Below are 15,916 nucleotides of genomic sequence, written 5' to 3' on the forward strand. Positions count from 1 at the left end.
GGGCTTGCTCTCTTAATCGGTCTATCAGCGCGTACGTGTGAACTCGTCCGTCATCAAGAGAGCCGTAGCCTTTTTTAGAATGTCCTTTTCACGTTCGAGCCGGTTGATACGGGCTTCCAGCTCCTGAATTTTCTGCTGCTCTGGAGTCAGTGCTTTGCTGATTGGGGTTGTGCCAGTTCGTTCGGATTGCAGCTGCTGAACCCAGCGACGGAGCACTGTTTCACCGACATCCAGTGAACGGCTGGCTTCAGGGACAGAATATCCTTGGTCGAGCACCAGGGATGCAGCTTCGAGTTTGAATTCGGCAGTAAATGAGCGACGTAATCTTGTCATTGAACACCTCAGGTCATGGTGGCGACTGTACCACCTAAAATGGTGTCCGGGATGATTAGACCACTACACTTGGCCTGGTTATAATCAAAAGCCGTCACCTTGGCCACACGTCGGGTCATGACTGTGCCCGGTTGACCAAAGTAGGTGATGAAAGCTCCATCGTAGGAGGCAAACATATCCAGCAAACTATCGTTGTGGCTTCGCAGCAATCTTGGATCACGTTCGGTCAAAAGACGGTGGCAAGCAGCAGTAGTTCCTATCCCATCTATTCCAGTGCGCCAATTCATGTTGCCAGGCTGGCCCGTGTGATAGGCGTAGAAAAACTGCGAATCATAGGCGTATATCATTGTACAACCGCTCAATGCCCCCGAGGTCAGTACCACTGGCTGGCCTTCCACCAGATTACCAAGTGGGATACGAATGCCAACCGTACCAGCTGTACCATTGAGTTCGTTGATCAAACTGACCTGTTCTCCCAATAACTTCTTACCCCAATAGCGACCAATCTGCTGCCCGCCTTCAAGAGACGTTGCCTCAGCACCTGTCGCAGTGAGGATCTTCTCGCTAAAGCTAGCATCATCAATGTGGTAGGCACGAGGTACGTCCAGCTGCATTTCAATGTCAATCCGACAGGCATCAAACGCAAGATAAATTGGGCTAGTTCGCTCACCGACCAGCAGGCCATGTTTGGCTAATGGCGTGATATAGCCTCTGGCTAGCCGCTGAGTATCCTTGTTCGGCTTGATCAGTTTACGCTCTGACTCTGGTTGTGCCACTGCACTCGCAAAACCGTTGCCGGGCTAAACCACCACTGAACTGCCTGCAAAGATCGCAGGCGATAAAGACTGACTAGACAACAGCTCGCGATTATTGGTAGCAGCCTGTATAGGAATAACAGATGCTTGGAACGGTACCGGTCAAACGATGTGTGAGTCTCGCGGATCGTTAGGTTTGGCGACTGATTTGGGTTGAACTGGTGTCTGCCCGGCACATCCTGCCCCTGAACCAGCACCGCCCCCCGAATTCATCTTGATAGTAGGGCCAACCAGGGTGACGCCACCACCATCCACCTTGATAAAGCAGCCGCCCACCTTGACGGTAATTTCAGATCCCGCCTCCAGCACCACCTTGGCGCCGGCCTTGATGTGGACTTCCTGCCCGGCCTGGGTGAGCCAACTTTGTCCCAGTTTTTGGTGCAGGGAAGCATCGACCGTAAGCGAATAGTACGCCTTGATCTGGTCGCGCTTCTCGCCCTCCACCGTCAGGTGGTCGTTGGCCTTGATGCGGGTCACCCGCTCATTGTCGATGTCGGTGTGCTGGTCATGTTTGATATGCCAGGCAGCATCGTTCTGGATAAGTACGTTCAGGTCTTTCTGACCGTGGAGGTAAATCTCTTCCTGCCCCGCCTGGTCTTCAAAACGCAGTTCGTTGAAGCCCTCGCCCTTGTGGGTCTCGGTGCGCAGCACGGTGCGGGTCTTGTTGGCAGGCAGCTCATAAGGTGGCCGGTTGGTGGCGTGGAAGGTGCGACCGGTCACAATAGGCTGGTCGGGGTCACCCTCCAGAAACGAGACAATGACCTCGTGGCCAATGCGCGGGATGGCCATCATGCCGTATTGACCGCCGGCCCAGCCCTGACTCACCCGCACCCAGCAGGAGCTCTGGTCGTTGGAGCTGCCATACCTGTCCCACGGGAATTGCAGTTTCACCCGGCCATGTTCGTCGCAGTAAATCTCCTCCCCCTCGGGGCCGACCACTATCGCGATTTGCGGGCCGTCCACCATCGGCTTGTGAGGTGCCTCTGGGCTGCCGATGCGGGCACGCCAGGTGGTGCTCGCCTTCACTACGCCAAATTCGTTGTGGTAGACGGTCTGGCCGCTGCCCCCTTCCTCTTCCAGTGCCTGCGGCTGCTCACCAGTGTGGCGGATATGGACGATTTGCCAGTCGGTGTTGAGGCTGGTGTTGGGGTGTTCGGTGAGCGAGAAGAACTGTCCCGGCAGCAGAGCTGCACTGTTGGACTTGCCACTGCCCGCCACCGCGTCATTGCGCAGCGCATCGAGCCGGTGCTGAGCAAACGCCTTGCCGCTGCCGTCCTCTTTGTAGCGGCCTGGATCGTCAAAATGCTGGTAAGTATCGCGCTGGTGCTCGAGCTCTACCCCTTGCTTTTTGTGGGAGAGGCCATAGGCCGGGGTCTTGAAGCTGTAATCTTTCAGCTCCACATCCGAGGGGCGCACCGATTCGCGGTAGTGGAACTGGCGCACATAGGCACCTTGTTCCAGCGAGCGGTTACCGAGGTTGAAGAACAGCTCGGGGCCTTGGGTCAATGCCGCCGCATCGTCGGCAAAGACGATACGGTGCTTGCCTGCTTCAAACTCGTGGAAGTAGAACAAGCCCTCTTCGGCTGCGAGGCGGTTGAGGAAATCGAGGTCGGTCTCACGATACTGGACGCAGTATTCGCGCTGGGCATGTTCATTCTTCAGCGCAAAGGCGTAGTCGGTAACGCCGTGCTCTTGCAGCAGAATGCTGAGGATTTCGTCAGGCTTCTGGGCCTGAAAGATGCGGGAGTTTTGGCGTAAACCAAGTCGCCACAAGGCGGGTTTCACCTCCATGCTGTAACTGGTACGGCGAAAGCCGCTGTCCCCTTGCGCAAACTCGCTCACTACGCCGCAGACACGGCGTTGCAGCTCGCCGTTGTACCACACCATCAATTCACAGGGCTGGTCCAGCACGGCGCCAAAGTCGATGTCCGGCTGCTGGCTGGCAACCTCTAGGTGAAGGTTAAAGGGGCGGTTCAGGCCCTCATCCAACTTGAAGCTCGCCACCGCAAAGGTACTGTCAGCCAGTGCGCCAACCTTGACGGTGAATTGTAATCCTGTGCTCTGAGCCATGACCTTGTTCCTTATCCTGCCTGTCCACTGCCCGAACCAATCACCACGCCACCACAATCCACAGCTGTGCCGGTGACAGCGATAGGCTTGCCGTTCACCAACACAGAACTCACACCTCCAGCAATACTGCGAGGGTGCGGCGGGTTATTGGGCTTGTCGTGGGGCGCTAGCAGGTCGCCTTGACGGGCAACAGGCTTACCATCGAGAAAGACATCAGGGCTGGCCGCTGTCACCGGGGTCGGTGGAAAGCCATCGTGGTCAGTGCCGATATCACCGAGCAGTGCAATGGAGGGACACATAATTCAAACCTCTTGTGTGCTTTGCCATCACTCCGCCCTCACTATGCAAGACACCGGCGACATAACAGGGGGATGGCAAAACATAAAAGCCCCAGCCTGCGGGATTAATCAGGCTGGGGAAACATCTACGTGCTACGGATACGGACCACGTGGACTGCACTTCTAGAGAACTAAAACAAAGAAAGGAAAACGAGCTGTTACGCCTCGATAGGCGCACGCCAGTCGTCAGCACCAGAGGTACCGGCAACAGTGTGTTCCCAATCAATCTTGCGGTAAGCCATGGAGACCTGGATAAGCTGGGTGAAGTCAGACTTCGCCGGATCCTGGCAATGGGGCATCTGGCAGTCGATGTCAACAATGGTGGCATCGGTCAGCACGGTAGAGAAGAAGTGCTCTTGCTTGCCCTCAACGGAGGTGCGGTACCACTTCAGGGTCACTTTCGGCAGCATTTCGCCGGACGCCAGAGAGTTGTACATCAGCGGTACGGCTTTGTTTAGCGCAACGGTGAACTTGAACGGCTTGTGGACACGCTGACCGGCAGGCTGACCGGATTGCGGGTCGGTCGGGACGGTGACGACGTGCTGGAACTCTTGTACCAGCATCTCGTCTTCGTGGCCTTGTACGAAGATGTTGCCGACGGAATCGGAGGTGAAGGCACCAGCGGTGATATTGCCCTGGGTTTTACCTTCGATGCTGATATAACATGGAGTTGGCATGTGTATGCTCCTAAATAGGTTGGTTAAACGAGATAGCACTCAACCAGCCTTAGCAGCGACCATGCCATTAATATTATTCTTTTATAATCAATGCGTTACAGGTAAAGCATCAAGCGAAAACGACCACCCACGCAAATAGTTGCGCAAGTTGGAATTATTGGCTGTTAAATATTGCAAATAAAGTGAATACAACTAAATACTGCGCAATTTGTTGCACAAAATAGAGAATATCACCGACACATTCCACATAAGCCTCACTGCCCATCGCAAATGGGCGAGATAACAACAAGAAACCGATTACACAATCAACAGATAACGTGAGGGATGAAGATGGTGAGCAGCTGACATCAGATGACATATCAAAGATCGCACATAAAACAAAAGCCCTGATGTTTCCATCAGGGCTTTGCAATGTGGCGGTGAGGGAGGGATTCGAACCCTCGATACGTTGCCGTATACACACTTTCCAGGCGTGCTCCTTCAGCCACTCGGACACCTCACCAAATTTTGCTCTGTGGTTTAACGTGTTCAGCCAACACGGTGTTCGCTACGCTGTTGCGCTGGAACGGGGCGTAATTTAGGGGAAAGCCCCGCCCGCGTCAACGGCTTTTTTCACCTGGCGAACCGTTCGAACACTTAATGCACAGATTCCGGTGCAACCTGAATTTCCGGCAGGTTGAGGAAGCCGGAACGTTCGCATTCGGCAACCAGTTCGTGGGTAGCGGCGATAGTGCTTTGCACGAACAGCAGGAACTGCTCGACGCTGAGTCCTGCCTTGGTAAAGACGGTGTGGCCGACCACCAGCCGCGGCAGGTTGTCATCGATGATATCGAGGAACACCTTGAGGGAGGGGTACTGCATATTGAGTCGGCCCAGTTCGGCAACCAGCGGCAGCATTGCGGAGGGGCGCACTTCCAGCTCGGAGGAGAACAGCAGACCTTCCTCTTCCACGAAGATCCGGCTCTCCTGAATACCATCGACCGACTGCAAAGAGACAATGTGGATACCGTGACACTGATCGCAGACATAGTGCTCGATACGAGCCTGTTGCAACCAACGCATTATCATTTCGGAGCTGGGGATATTCATCATTTCCACGACAAGATTGGGATCAAGGGGCGCAGTCTAAACCAATTTGCTATCAACAAAAAGCACGCCAACCCGATAACCCTGCGGCTCGCTTCTTTTTGGCAAGCGCTATGCATATACTCAGCCAAATCCACGATGACGCTTGCCCCACAGGGGGCCCCATGACAATCCAAGAAAAGTATCGCCTTCATCTGAAATCACTCTCGGATGAGCTGCTCACCCTGCAAAAACCCATCCGCATTCTGGATGCCATCAAATGGCCACGCCATCTGCAGGATCGCTTTCTGGCAAGCGGTGGCAGGGAGCTGCCCGCTATCGACAGGCACTTCTATGATGCCCTCCCCCTCGGCTTCGATCCGCGCAACAAGTATCTGGAGCTCAAGGAGCTGCGGGACCGGATCCGCGGAAAACTGGGGCCACAGGACGATCTTGGCCGGATCCTGCAAGAGACGGTCGATCAGTACATGGTGGTGATCGAGATGCTGCGCCAGCGCGGCCAACCCGATTTTCAGCGTTACAGCCAGCTGCTTTATGGCTCTGCCAGCGATCACCTGCGCGGGGATCGCAAGACTCTCAAGGAGCTGGGCGCCCGCCTGTGCGATATCTTCTCCCTGCCCGGCGCCCGCCATCTGGTGCGTCCCTATCCCAAGGAGTTCGAAGGAGAAGCCGCGGTCGCCAAACTGCAGGGCAAGCTGTCGAGCTACTTCAGTGACGGCACTGTGCAGGTGAAGCTGAGCGATGGGATTGTCTCTGACGCCGCGGCCGGGGGCGACTACATCAAGCTCAACTCCCACGCCCGTTTCTCCGAGCTGGACTTGCAGGTACTGGAGGTACACGAGGGGTGGGTCCATGTCGGTACCACCCTCAACGGTCGCCAGCAGCCTTATGCCACCTGGCTGAGCGCCGGTTCACCGCGGATCACCGCCTGTCAGGAGGGGCTGGCCGTCCTGATAGAGACCCTCACCTTCAGCTCCTTTCCGGATCGGGCCAAGCGTATCTCCGATCGGGTGATGGCCATCGACATGGCCGAGCGCGGCGCCGATTTTATCGAGGTGTTTCAGCACTTCGTGCAGCAGGGCACCAGCGAGCACGACGCCTACAAGATCACCCAGCGGGTCTTTCGTGGCGGCATGGTGGGCGGCGGCGCCTGCTTTACCAAGGATCTCTCCTACGTGCGTGGCTATGTGGAGACGGTCAACTTTATCCGCAGCGCCGTGCTGGAAGGGGTGCCCGAGATCCTGCCGATGCTGTTTGTCGGCAAGGTGACACTGGATGACATTCCGGTGCTCTATCAGCACTATCTGGAGGGGCTGATCGCCGCTCCCCGCTATTTGCCGCCGATGTTTCGCGATCTCACCGGCCTCTATGTCTGGTTCGGTTTTGCCTCCGGCATGTCACTGGTCGATATAGGCCGGGTACAGCACCATTTTCGCCAGCTGTTTCAACGCCTGCCGGTGGCCGACCCCATCATTGCGCCGGTGGATATCGAGATCGACTGAACCACAGCGATACAAGTTGGGGAAAATAAAAAGGGCGCCAGATTGGCGCCCTGCTCGACGATTCAAATATCGCAGCCGACTTACTTGTAAGCCCGACCTTCGAGATAGTGTTTGCGACAGAGTGACACATAGCGATCGTTGCCACCGATCTCCACCTGTTCGCCATCACGCATCACCTGCCCCGCTTCGTTGACCCGGGAGTTCATGTGAGCCTTGTTGCCACACCAGCAGATGCTCTTCAGCTCTTCAAACTTGTCGGCCAGACAGAGCAGATGGTAGGAACCGGGGAACAGCTCACCGCGAAAATCGGTCTTGAGGCCATAGGCCATCACCGGAATATCCTGCTCATCGACGATGCGGGCCAGCTGGTAGACCTGCTCACGGGTCAGGAACTGGGCCTCGTCCACGATAAAGACATCGATATGTTTCTTTGCATGGCGCTCTTTCACCATTTCAAACAGATCACAGCTGTCGCTGAACACGTCCACCTTCAGCTCAAGGCCAACCCGGGCACTGATCACCCCGACCCCGAAACGGTCATCGATGGCTGGCGTCATCGCCAGAGGATGCATGCCCCGCTCCAGATAGTTGAAGTGCGCCTGAATGAGCTGGGTGGATTTGCCTGAATTCATGGTGGCAAATTTGTAGTGCAGTGAAGCCATGATACTGTTCCGAAACTGAATTTATGGGGCGCATGCTAACCAAAGCCCCTGACAAAACCAAGGGGCCCGCGGGCCCCTTGCTCTATAAATGTTACGCGGTGGCCAGCTCTGGCCGCGCTTTGGCCTTTTTCAGGTGATAGCTGGTAAAGAGCACAAACCAGAGGGCGCTGACGCTGAAACCGGCCAGGCTGGAGTGCATCAAGCCCATCGCCAGGTAACCGATGGCCGCACCGAAGGCGATGGCCAGTGCATAGGGCAGCTGGGTCATCACGTGATCGATGTGATGGCAACCGGCACCGGTAGCAGAGAGGATGCTGGTGCTGGAGATGGGTGAGCTGTGATCCCCGAACACCGAGCCAGCCAGTACCGCAGCTAGCATCGGCAGCATCAGGCTGATGTCGCTGGCGGCGGCCATGTCACCGGCCAGCGGCAGCATGATGCCGAAGGTACCCCAGCTGGTACCGGTAGCAAACGCCATGGCACAGGAGAGGATAAAGACCACTGCAGGCAGCACTTCGATCGGCAGGTTGCCGTTAGCCAGCGAAGCCAGGTACTTGCCGGTCTCCACGTCGCGCACCACGGCACCTATGGTCCAGGCAAACAGCAGGATGTTGATGGCTGGCAGCATGGCCATGACGCCTTGCGGCGCGGCCTTGATCCAGTTCTTGGCTCCCAGCTTCAGGCGCATCGCCAGACCGATGGAGACGACCAGACTGCACAGGGCACCGTAGACCAGCGAAGAGCCGACGTTGGTATTTTCGAACGAGCCGAGCACGCTGAATGGCAGCCCTTTCTCGCTCAGCACCGCAGCACCGGAATCAATCATGAAATAGATGGTGGCGGCGGTCAGGGTCAGGATCGGCAGTACCATGTCGATCATGCCGCCGTTGCTCTCCTCCGGGCTCTCCATATCCAGACCGATGGGGCGGCCCTTGGATTCATCCCACAGCTTGCCTTCCAGCGCCCACGCTTCGTGTTGACGCATCGGGCCGATATCGAGTTGGAATGCAATCACCACCAGCACCATGATCAGGGTGAAGACGGCGTAGAGGTTCATCGGGATCATCTCGACAAATGCCGCGATGGGGCTCTGTTCGGTCAGACCGTGGGCCGCCATGATGCCGCCCACCAGGGCGATGATATAGGCGCCCCAAGAGGAGATGGGCATCAGCACGCAGACCGGCGCCGCGGTGGAGTCCAGCAGATAGGCCAGTTTGGCACGGGAGATCTGGAAGCGGTCGGTCACCGGACGGCAGATGGCCCCCACCGACAGGCTGTGGAAGAAGTCATCGATAAAGAAGGCAAACACCATCATGCCAGTCAGGGCTTTGGCGCCCTTGCGGGTCTTGGCACGACGCTCGGCCCACTCGGCAAAGGCACGGGTCGCCCCGGAGACGCTCATCAGGCTGATGAGGCCACCCAGCAGCAGCATAAACAGGATCATGTTGACGTTGTCACGATTGAGCGCGCCATCGACCCAGAAGATCTTGAGCACGGTATTCAACATGTAATGCAGGGATTCGAGGGGTGAAAACTGATTGAGCAGCAAACTGCCGGTGACGATGCCCACACCAAGGGACAGCAGCACGCGGCGGGTCAGGATCGCCAACGCGACAGCCAACAGGGGGGGAAGAACGGACCAACCGGAGTCGGCGAAATGACTAATGTCCATGATCTCTTTGCACCTAAAGATTACAGGTGGAGATCTACCGAGAGGATCTAAAGAAACAAAACCTATGGGGAGGTCATACTCCTCAGCCCCTTCAGGTAGCGCTCCATAGTGGATGACTATGGCAGTCCTGCACCTATTAGATGCAGAACCAGCAGCCCGGTATGATGGCCTGGCCACTTCGGCGCTGACTCCTTTCCTTGTGCATCACAGGCATCACCCTCCGCACAAATACTCATAGGCAGCGCGCCTCTACTTAAAGGTATTCGCCGCACATTTTATCGAGATGGCAGCTTATAGCAAGTTTTTTGATTAAATAATCATAATAAACATATCAAGGTCGAAAAATGGTAGTCAAATGATGCAACAACGCCTGTTTTGACGCTATTTTCACCTACTGCGGTTTCATTGGCATCCAATCTCCAAGCCTATTGCAGGCCATATTAAATATCTGTATTGATGTTCCCCACGGATATTATATTTAACCCGGCTTGACTTATTTAAATCGCCAAGCAAGAATCAGCTGGAACATAATATTTTTCTCTGACTCGACGTGGTAACTCCTATGAATGAATTTTTAAAGGTACTGCTTAATATCCGCAGTCTGCGTGCGACCTGCCGCGAGCTTTCTCTGGAACAACTGGAAGAGGCACTGGAAAAACTCTCTACTATCGTTGCTGAACGTCAGCAGGATGAAGCTGCCGAGCGTCAGGCCCGTGAAGAGCATCTGCGGAAAATTAACGAATATAGCGAAATGCTGAAAGCCGCCGGTATTGACCCGGCAGAATTGGTGAGCGTTGTCGCCACCAACCCCGGCAAATCAGAAAAAGCCAAGCGGGCGCCACGTCCTGCCAAATATCGCTATCAGGATAATGGCGTAGAGAAAACCTGGACCGGCCAGGGCCGTATGCCTTCGGCCATTGCCAGCGCAGTGGCAGCAGGCAAATCACTGGAAGACTTTGCTATCTGATCTCAATCTCGTTGCTAATAAAAAACCTCGCCAAGGCGAGGTTTTTTATTGCCGCTTAAATGTGACATATCAGATAGCCGATTGCGGGCGATCTGCTGCCTTGACCCACAGCACTTCACGATCCCCTGCCACGCAGATGAGATAGCGGGCAACGGTAAAGAACCAGTCACTCATCCGGTTCAGATAGGGCAGCACCTCGGGATTGACCCGCTCTTCCCGGCTCAATGTCAGCAGCAAGCGCTCGCAATGACGCACCAGAGTACGCACCACATGCGCTTGCGCCGCGGCACGGGAACCACCCGGCAATATAAATTGGCGCAGCGGTGGCAATGGCTCACTATAACGATCTATCTGCTGTTCAAGGCGAGTGGTCCAGGCGGCATTAACTTGCCAAATTGATTCATTCTGGGCGTCGCTGGAGAATGCCAACTCCCCCCCCAGATCAAACAACTCTTGTTGCAGCAGCTGTAAATCAGCCAATAAGCTGACCTCTTGCAACGGCACATCACAAATCAGCAAGCCAATATGGGAGTTGAGCTCATCGATATAACCGTAGGTCTCGACCCGCAAATGATCCTTTGGCAACTGGATACCATCGGCCAGCCGGGTCATGCCCTTGTCGCCCTGCCTCGTATATATTCTCATACCGACATCCTGTTAATAATGGGAATAATCATGGACTCAAGTCCATTGAGTTTGATTTCGTAAGCCAACGCCAGCGTCTGGCCCAATTTACCCGCCGGAAAACCGCTGCGCGCCATCCACACCAGATAGGGCTCGGGAATATCGATGATACGCCGCCCCTGATATTTACCGTAAGGCATCTTATTGGTCAGGGTCAGCAGCACCTGTTCGTCGGATAGCCAATCCATATTAATCGATATCCAGATATTTATGAGTCTGGATTGAGAGTCGCCAGTTACGCGCGATACAGGTATCCATCGCCAATTGGGTAGCCCGTGGTTTCTGGCTAATCGGCTGCAAGGCAATAACCACATCAGGGCGCAGGGTAGCGGTAGCGAGCAGCGCATCCAGCTCTTCAATATGGTGCTCGGTGGCCACCGGATGCTTGATCTCGTTGGCCCGCTCCAGCGCCGAGACCAGCACAGGCAGCCCCCCTTTCATGCCAATTTTGGGGGAGACGGTCACCCAGGTCTGCTCATGGGTCTTGATCTCGCTGGTGCCACTGGTTTCAATTTGCACCTGATAACCCGCCGCCAGCAGGGCTGACGAGAGTTCGTGCAGATCGTAGAGGCAGGGCTCGCCACCGGTGATCACCACATGGCGCGCCTGATAACCCAGATCGCCAAAGCTCTTGATAATCTGCGCGGTGCTGAGTTGGCTCCAGCAATCGGATTCGTTGGAGCGATCCAGCACTGCCGCCTTGCCCACTTCACGAGCCGGATCAACAACCCAGGTATGACGGGTATCGCACCAGGGGCAGCCCACCGGGCAACCCTGCAGGCGAACAAAGATGGCGGGCAGGCCGGTAAAGATGCCCTCCCCCTGGATGGTCTGGAAAATCTCGTTGATTGGGTAGTGCATCTCGATCACGGCTTGTTGCAAAAGTCGCGGATTATACCCCAAGCCACGGCAAGACGCAGGCTCACTCTGCGCTTTTCTCGCCCAGCCCGGTTTTCTCAAACAACCTGGCCATGATGCCCGCCTTGTCGGCCAGATAGTTGTTCAGACCGCGACTGCGCAGTTCACACGCAGGACACGTGCCACAGCCGTCACCGGCAATGCCGTTGTAGCAGGTCAGGGTATGCTGGCGCACCGTGTCGAGGTGACCATAGTGATCCGCCAGTGCCCAGGTCTCGGCCTTGTCGAGCCACATCAAGGGAGTTTCAAAGCGGATGCCGCGATCCAGCCCCAGCGACACCGCCTGATTGAGGGCCTTGACGAACTCGTCACGGCAATCGGGATAGCCGGAGAAATCGGTCTCGCAGACACCGGTGATCACCGCTTCGGCGCCCACCTGATAGGCATAGATGGAAGCCAGGGTCAGGAACAGGATATTGCGGCCCGGCACGAAGGTGTTGGGCAGGCCATTATCCTGCAGCTCGCAGCTGACAGGAATGTCGTCACGGGTCAGGGCAGAGACCGCCAGCTCATTGAGCAGCGTCACATCCATCACCTTGTGGGCGGCGATCCCCAGAGCACTGCCCAGACGACGCGCGGTGTCGATCTCTTCCCGATGGCGCTGGCCATAGTCGAAGGTGATGGCGTGCACTTCATCATACTGAGCCAATGCCTGTACCAGACAGGTGGTGCTGTCCTGACCGCCACTGAAAACCACGACTGCTTTTTTCATCTTGATAACTCCTTCAAATGTCACGCGCGGCGGCCTTCGGCAAAGTCCTGCCACTGGGTATTCAACCGGTTAAACAGGGTCAGCAAGGGCGCATAGTGCTCCGGCCTCCCCTCCCACCGGGACAAGAGGTGATAACCCGCCTCTATGGTAGAGAGGGCATCGGGAAAGGGTTTCTTGCGAATGGCATATTGACCGGCAATGGCACCAATGCCGATGCGGGGCAAGCAGGCCAGTGCCGGGTTGCTCTGCAACATGCGATAGGCTTTGCGCCAGGTGCCGTCTAACAAGATAAAGGCGACGGATGCGGAGCCAGAGGATTCACTCTCCCACTGCTGGCGAAGATCGGTCAGCGAAATGGCATCCTCATCCGGCCAGAGCAAATAATAACGACGGGATTGGTCAGCCAGCAGCACATTGAGCCACTCATCGCGGGAAAAGTCCTCCCCCACATGGATCTCGCACTGTTGCAAAGAGGCCGCCAGCAGCGCCGCAGTCCCCTTGGGATGTGCCACCTCGTTGGGGTGCTGCAAGATGTAGAGGGGCGTGTGATTGTCAACCGGCACAATATAATCGCACAGGCAGGCTTTGAGGGCACGGGTGCAACGTGTACAGTATCGACTGTTCTTGTCGTTGGACTGCTTCATGTTGTCAGACAAATCTGGATTGCTCTGGGTTATCACGCTCTCTCTCACCAGCTTGCTACTCTTCTTTACCGTTCCCAATCTTCAGCTCTCCTTCGATCGGCCCTTGATCGCCGGGGGCGAAGGGTGGCGGATCATAACAGGCAATCTGGCTCATACCAATCTGTGGCACCTGCTGCTCAATCTGGGCGGCCTCGCCATCCTCTATAGCCTGTTTCGCGACTATCTGGGTGGGGCTCGCCTGCCGCTGCTGATGTTGCTGCTCTGGCTGGCAGTGGGCTTGGGGATCTGGTGGTGGTGCCCGCAGACCCAGTGGTACATGGGACTATCCGGCTCGCTGCATGGTCTGTTTGTCTGGGGGGCAATGCAGGATATCCGCCACGGACGCCGCACGTCGGGCTGGCTACTGTTGGCAGGGATGGGGCTCAAGCTGGCGATGGACTTCTACAACGCAGGAGAGAGCCCGATATCCACCCTGATCAATGCCAAGGTACACATCGGCTCTCATCTTATCGGGGCAGGTGCAGGCCTGTTGCTCGGCCTGCACCGTGTATCACTGAGTGAGCCTGTTACGCACCAACCAGCTCGGCATTGATGCTGGCCAGCATGGCGGCCGGATCGGCAGCCTGCGTAATGGGGCGACCGATAACCAGATAATCGGACCCCGCCTCGACCGCCGCTTTCGGTGTCATCACCCGGCGCTGATCCCCAGCCGCTGAACCGGTCGGGCGAATACCCGGGGTCACCAGCTTGAAATCGGCGCCCAACAAGGCTTTCAGCTCATGGGCCTCGTTGGCAGAGCAGACCACCCCATCCAGACCGGATGCTTTGGTCAGGGTAGCCAGCCGGATCACCTGCTCGGCGGGACTTACATCCAGACCAAGAGGGAGCATGTCGGACTGCTCCATGCTGGTCAGCACGGTCACGCCGATAAGCAGGGGCGCTTTGTCGCCATAAGGCAACAAGGCCTCTTTGGCAGCTCGCATCATCCGCTCACCACCACTGGCATGCACGTTGACCATCCAGACACCGAGCTCGGCACTGGCTGCCACGGCTTTGGCAACGGTATTGGGAATATCGTGAAACTTCAGATCCAGAAAGACATCGAATCCCTTGGCCACCAGCTGGCGTACAAACTGCGGGCCAAACAGGGTAAACATCTCCTTGCCTACCTTGAGACGGCACTGGGCCGGAGAGATACGTTCAACGAACGCTAAGGCATCTGCCTCGTGCTGATAATCCAGCGCTACCAGTACTTTGGGATCTTGCATCTCACATCCTATTGCTTGTTATTCACCGTCCAGACCGCGGATCGGCTTGATGGAACCCCACTGGCGACAAGACGGGCACTGCCAGAACAACGAGTGAGTGGCAAAGCCGCACTGCCGACACTTGTGGGTTGACTTGATTTTTATCTGCTCGCCGACCAACTGTTGCAGAAGCTCGAGGCTCTCCTTGGCAGGCCCCTCCTCCGCACTGGCCAGTTGAAAACCCACCAACTGGTAAAAACCTTTCATCGAGGGATGACGACGCAGCTGACGCAGCACCAGTGAACGGGCCTGGCTCAGGCCATCACGCTCTTCAACCAGCTTGGCAAGGGCCAGGGTCACGCTGACACCGGCGTGATCTTCCACTGCCTTCTCAAGCAGCGGGATCAACGCAGGCGTGCGCCCCAACTGCTGATAGCACTCGAGCAATTTGGGCATCGCCTCGGAGGCAAAGTCGATATCCTGCTCGAACACCCGCAGCAGCTCCTTGCTGGCCTGCTCATACTCCCCTTCCGCCATGGCAAGCTCAGCGAGGCGCAAACTGGCCCGGGCACATGCCGGATTGATACTGAGCGCCCGTTTGAGCTTGGCCAGCCCCTCCCCTTTATTGCCCTCACGCAGCGCGATTTCGGCCTGTTCGCAATAGAAATGGGAGATGGGGTCGGCCAGCTTCTTGCCCTGGAATTTTTGCAGACGAACCGCCACATCGATGGCCTTATCCCAATCCCGCAACTGCTGATGGATGATCAACAGCTGTGCCAGCGCCGTCTCTTCATAGTCGCTGTCGTCACACAGCTCATTCCAGAGTGCTTCAGCACGGTCGAGCAGACCGGCAGCAAGAAAGTCGCGCGCAAGCTCCTGCAGGGCAAGCTGTCGCTGCTCCCGGGTCAGTTGGCGGGTTACCAGGTTCTGGTGGATCTTGATGGCACGATCGACCTCCCCACGCTGGCGAAACAGGTTGCCGAGGGAGAGGTGTGTTTCAATGGTTTCACTGTCCACCTCAAGCAGCTGGATAAAGAGATCCACCGCCTTGTCGGATTCATCGGACAGCAAATAGTTGAGGCCCGCCACATACTGGCGGGAAAACTGGTTACTCTGTTTTTGGGTGTCCTGGCGAACACTCCTGCGACCCATGTACCAGCCATAACCGGCGGCGATGGGCAACAGCAGGAAAAGCAGTTCAAGCATTGAGGAACATTATTCCTTACCCGGTGACCGGGCCAGCTCCAACTCGCGGGATTGACGACGCATGGTGCGGTTGAGGGTGCGGTTTTGCATTTTCAGGCGCAGGAACAGCAGGCCGAATACCAGCCAGCCCAGCAAAAAACCGCCAGCGAAGAAGAAGCCCAACAGCATGGCAAGCGAAAACTCACCCTGAGCGATCAGGTAATTGAACTGAACCAGCTGGCCATTTTGTGAGCCCAGCGCCAGGGTCAGAACAAACACCAGCACCAGCGGAATGAGGGCCAAAATACGCTTCATAAGAGCTCCCTGTCAGTATCTAATGAGAGGCTGATTATCCTTAAAATCGCAGGCAGACTCTAGAGTGAATGGGAAAAGAGTTTAAGAAA

At 56.3% G+C, this 15,916-nt stretch carries 17 protein-coding genes, 1 tRNA gene, 2 pseudogenes and 1 riboswitch; of the genes and pseudogenes, 3 read left to right on the forward strand and 17 right to left on the reverse strand.

The annotated features are described in order from the left end of the window. From A9G06_RS14880 to A9G06_RS14905, 7 genes and pseudogenes are all read right to left on the reverse strand, one after another. A pseudogene (locus A9G06_RS14880) lies at positions 1-333 on the reverse strand (transposase); the annotation flags it as partial. Between the two features lie 8 nt (positions 334-341). After that, positions 342-1,109: a cytotoxic necrotizing factor Rho-activating domain-containing protein gene (locus A9G06_RS14885; protein ID WP_083243802.1), complete on the reverse strand. Its 768-nt coding sequence runs from the start codon at positions 1,107-1,109 to the stop codon at positions 342-344. A gap of 180 nt (positions 1,110-1,289) precedes the next feature. Then, a pseudogene (tssI, locus tag A9G06_RS14890) lies at positions 1,290-3,218 on the reverse strand (type VI secretion system tip protein TssI/VgrG); the annotation flags it as partial. Between the two features lie 11 nt (positions 3,219-3,229). Further along, positions 3,230-3,517, reverse strand: a complete 288-nt coding sequence (locus tag A9G06_RS21595; protein WP_083243803.1) for a type VI secretion system PAAR protein — start codon at positions 3,515-3,517, stop codon at positions 3,230-3,232. Between the two features lie 197 nt (positions 3,518-3,714). After that, a complete protein-coding gene (hcp1, locus tag A9G06_RS14895) occupies positions 3,715-4,233 on the reverse strand; it encodes a type VI secretion system effector Hcp1 (protein WP_005332563.1) in 519 nt (172 codons plus the stop codon). A 414-nt stretch (positions 4,234-4,647) separates the two neighbouring features. Further along, positions 4,648-4,735, reverse strand: a tRNA-Ser gene (locus A9G06_RS14900). A 134-nt stretch (positions 4,736-4,869) separates the two neighbouring features. Beyond that, a complete protein-coding gene (locus A9G06_RS14905; protein ID WP_005337119.1) occupies positions 4,870-5,325 on the reverse strand; it encodes a YbjN domain-containing protein in 456 nt (151 codons plus the stop codon). Between the two features lie 158 nt (positions 5,326-5,483). Between A9G06_RS14905 and A9G06_RS14910 the strand changes: the two genes are divergently transcribed. Beyond that, on the forward strand, positions 5,484-6,821 hold the full coding sequence (locus tag A9G06_RS14910) for a flavohemoglobin expression-modulating QEGLA motif protein (protein WP_069555732.1): 1,338 nt from the start codon (positions 5,484-5,486) through the stop codon (positions 6,819-6,821). Positions 6,822-6,901: 80 nt separating this feature from the next. Here A9G06_RS14910 and A9G06_RS14915 read toward each other — a convergent pair whose 3' ends face one another. Further along, positions 6,902-7,483, reverse strand: a complete 582-nt coding sequence (locus A9G06_RS14915; RefSeq protein ID WP_005337121.1) for a thymidine kinase — start codon at positions 7,481-7,483, stop codon at positions 6,902-6,904. A 91-nt stretch (positions 7,484-7,574) separates the two neighbouring features. Continuing rightward, positions 7,575-9,155: a Na+/H+ antiporter NhaC family protein gene (locus tag A9G06_RS14920; RefSeq protein WP_069555733.1), complete on the reverse strand. Its 1,581-nt coding sequence runs from the start codon at positions 9,153-9,155 to the stop codon at positions 7,575-7,577. A gap of 88 nt (positions 9,156-9,243) precedes the next feature. Continuing rightward, a riboswitch (Lysine riboswitch) is annotated at positions 9,244-9,415 on the reverse strand. Positions 9,416-9,717: 302 nt separating this feature from the next. On the opposite strand from A9G06_RS14920, the gene A9G06_RS14925 reads away from it, so the two are divergent. Continuing rightward, positions 9,718-10,122 (forward strand): H-NS family nucleoid-associated regulatory protein, encoded by a 405-nt coding sequence (locus A9G06_RS14925; protein WP_069555734.1) that lies wholly within the window; start codon positions 9,718-9,720, stop codon positions 10,120-10,122. Positions 10,123-10,191: 69 nt separating this feature from the next. On the opposite strand, the gene A9G06_RS14930 is transcribed toward A9G06_RS14925, so the two are convergent. The 5 genes from A9G06_RS14930 to A9G06_RS14950 form a co-directional block, all read right to left on the reverse strand. Continuing rightward, complete coding sequence (locus A9G06_RS14930; RefSeq protein ID WP_069555735.1) at positions 10,192-10,767, reverse strand: cob(I)yrinic acid a,c-diamide adenosyltransferase; 576 nt, start codon at positions 10,765-10,767, stop codon at positions 10,192-10,194. Next, a complete protein-coding gene (locus tag A9G06_RS14935) occupies positions 10,764-10,994 on the reverse strand; it encodes a DUF3820 family protein (RefSeq protein WP_005337126.1) in 231 nt (76 codons plus the stop codon). Before A9G06_RS14935 ends, A9G06_RS14930 begins: the two co-directional genes overlap by 4 nt. A gap of 1 nt (position 10,995) precedes the next feature. Beyond that, positions 10,996-11,667 (reverse strand): 7-carboxy-7-deazaguanine synthase QueE, encoded by a 672-nt coding sequence (gene queE / locus A9G06_RS14940; RefSeq protein ID WP_069555736.1) that lies wholly within the window; start codon positions 11,665-11,667, stop codon positions 10,996-10,998. A 61-nt stretch (positions 11,668-11,728) separates the two neighbouring features. Next, complete coding sequence (queC, locus tag A9G06_RS14945) at positions 11,729-12,436, reverse strand: 7-cyano-7-deazaguanine synthase QueC (protein WP_069555737.1); 708 nt, start codon at positions 12,434-12,436, stop codon at positions 11,729-11,731. A 20-nt stretch (positions 12,437-12,456) separates the two neighbouring features. Further along, entirely contained in the window at positions 12,457-13,080 is a 624-nt protein-coding gene (locus tag A9G06_RS14950; RefSeq protein WP_069555738.1) for a tRNA-uridine aminocarboxypropyltransferase, read from the reverse strand. Between A9G06_RS14950 and rrtA the strand changes: the two genes are divergently transcribed. Next, positions 13,079-13,672: a rhombosortase gene (gene rrtA, locus A9G06_RS14955; RefSeq protein ID WP_164537041.1), complete on the forward strand. Its 594-nt coding sequence runs from the start codon at positions 13,079-13,081 to the stop codon at positions 13,670-13,672. The two genes, A9G06_RS14950 and rrtA, sit on opposite strands and share 2 nt — an antisense overlap. Here rrtA and pyrF read toward each other — a convergent pair. Genes pyrF through A9G06_RS14970 form a run of 3 tightly spaced genes read right to left on the reverse strand, consistent with a single transcriptional unit; the run spans position 13,647 to position 15,827 of the window. Then, positions 13,647-14,348 carry an orotidine-5'-phosphate decarboxylase gene (gene pyrF, locus A9G06_RS14960; protein WP_069555739.1) on the reverse strand — a complete coding sequence of 234 codons (702 nt, stop codon included), beginning with the start codon at positions 14,346-14,348 and terminating at the stop codon, positions 13,647-13,649. The genes rrtA and pyrF overlap by 26 nt on opposite strands. A gap of 18 nt (positions 14,349-14,366) precedes the next feature. Further along, on the reverse strand, positions 14,367-15,533 hold the full coding sequence (gene lapB, locus A9G06_RS14965; RefSeq protein WP_005346478.1) for a lipopolysaccharide assembly protein LapB: 1,167 nt from the start codon (positions 15,531-15,533) through the stop codon (positions 14,367-14,369). A gap of 9 nt (positions 15,534-15,542) precedes the next feature. Beyond that, a complete protein-coding gene (locus A9G06_RS14970) occupies positions 15,543-15,827 on the reverse strand; it encodes a LapA family protein (RefSeq protein WP_005337143.1) in 285 nt (94 codons plus the stop codon). Positions 15,828-15,916: the final 89 nt, after the last annotated feature.

The sequence above is a fragment of the Aeromonas sp. DNP9 genome (assembly GCF_001728955.1).
Lineage (GTDB): Bacteria > Pseudomonadota > Gammaproteobacteria > Enterobacterales > Aeromonadaceae > Aeromonas > Aeromonas veronii.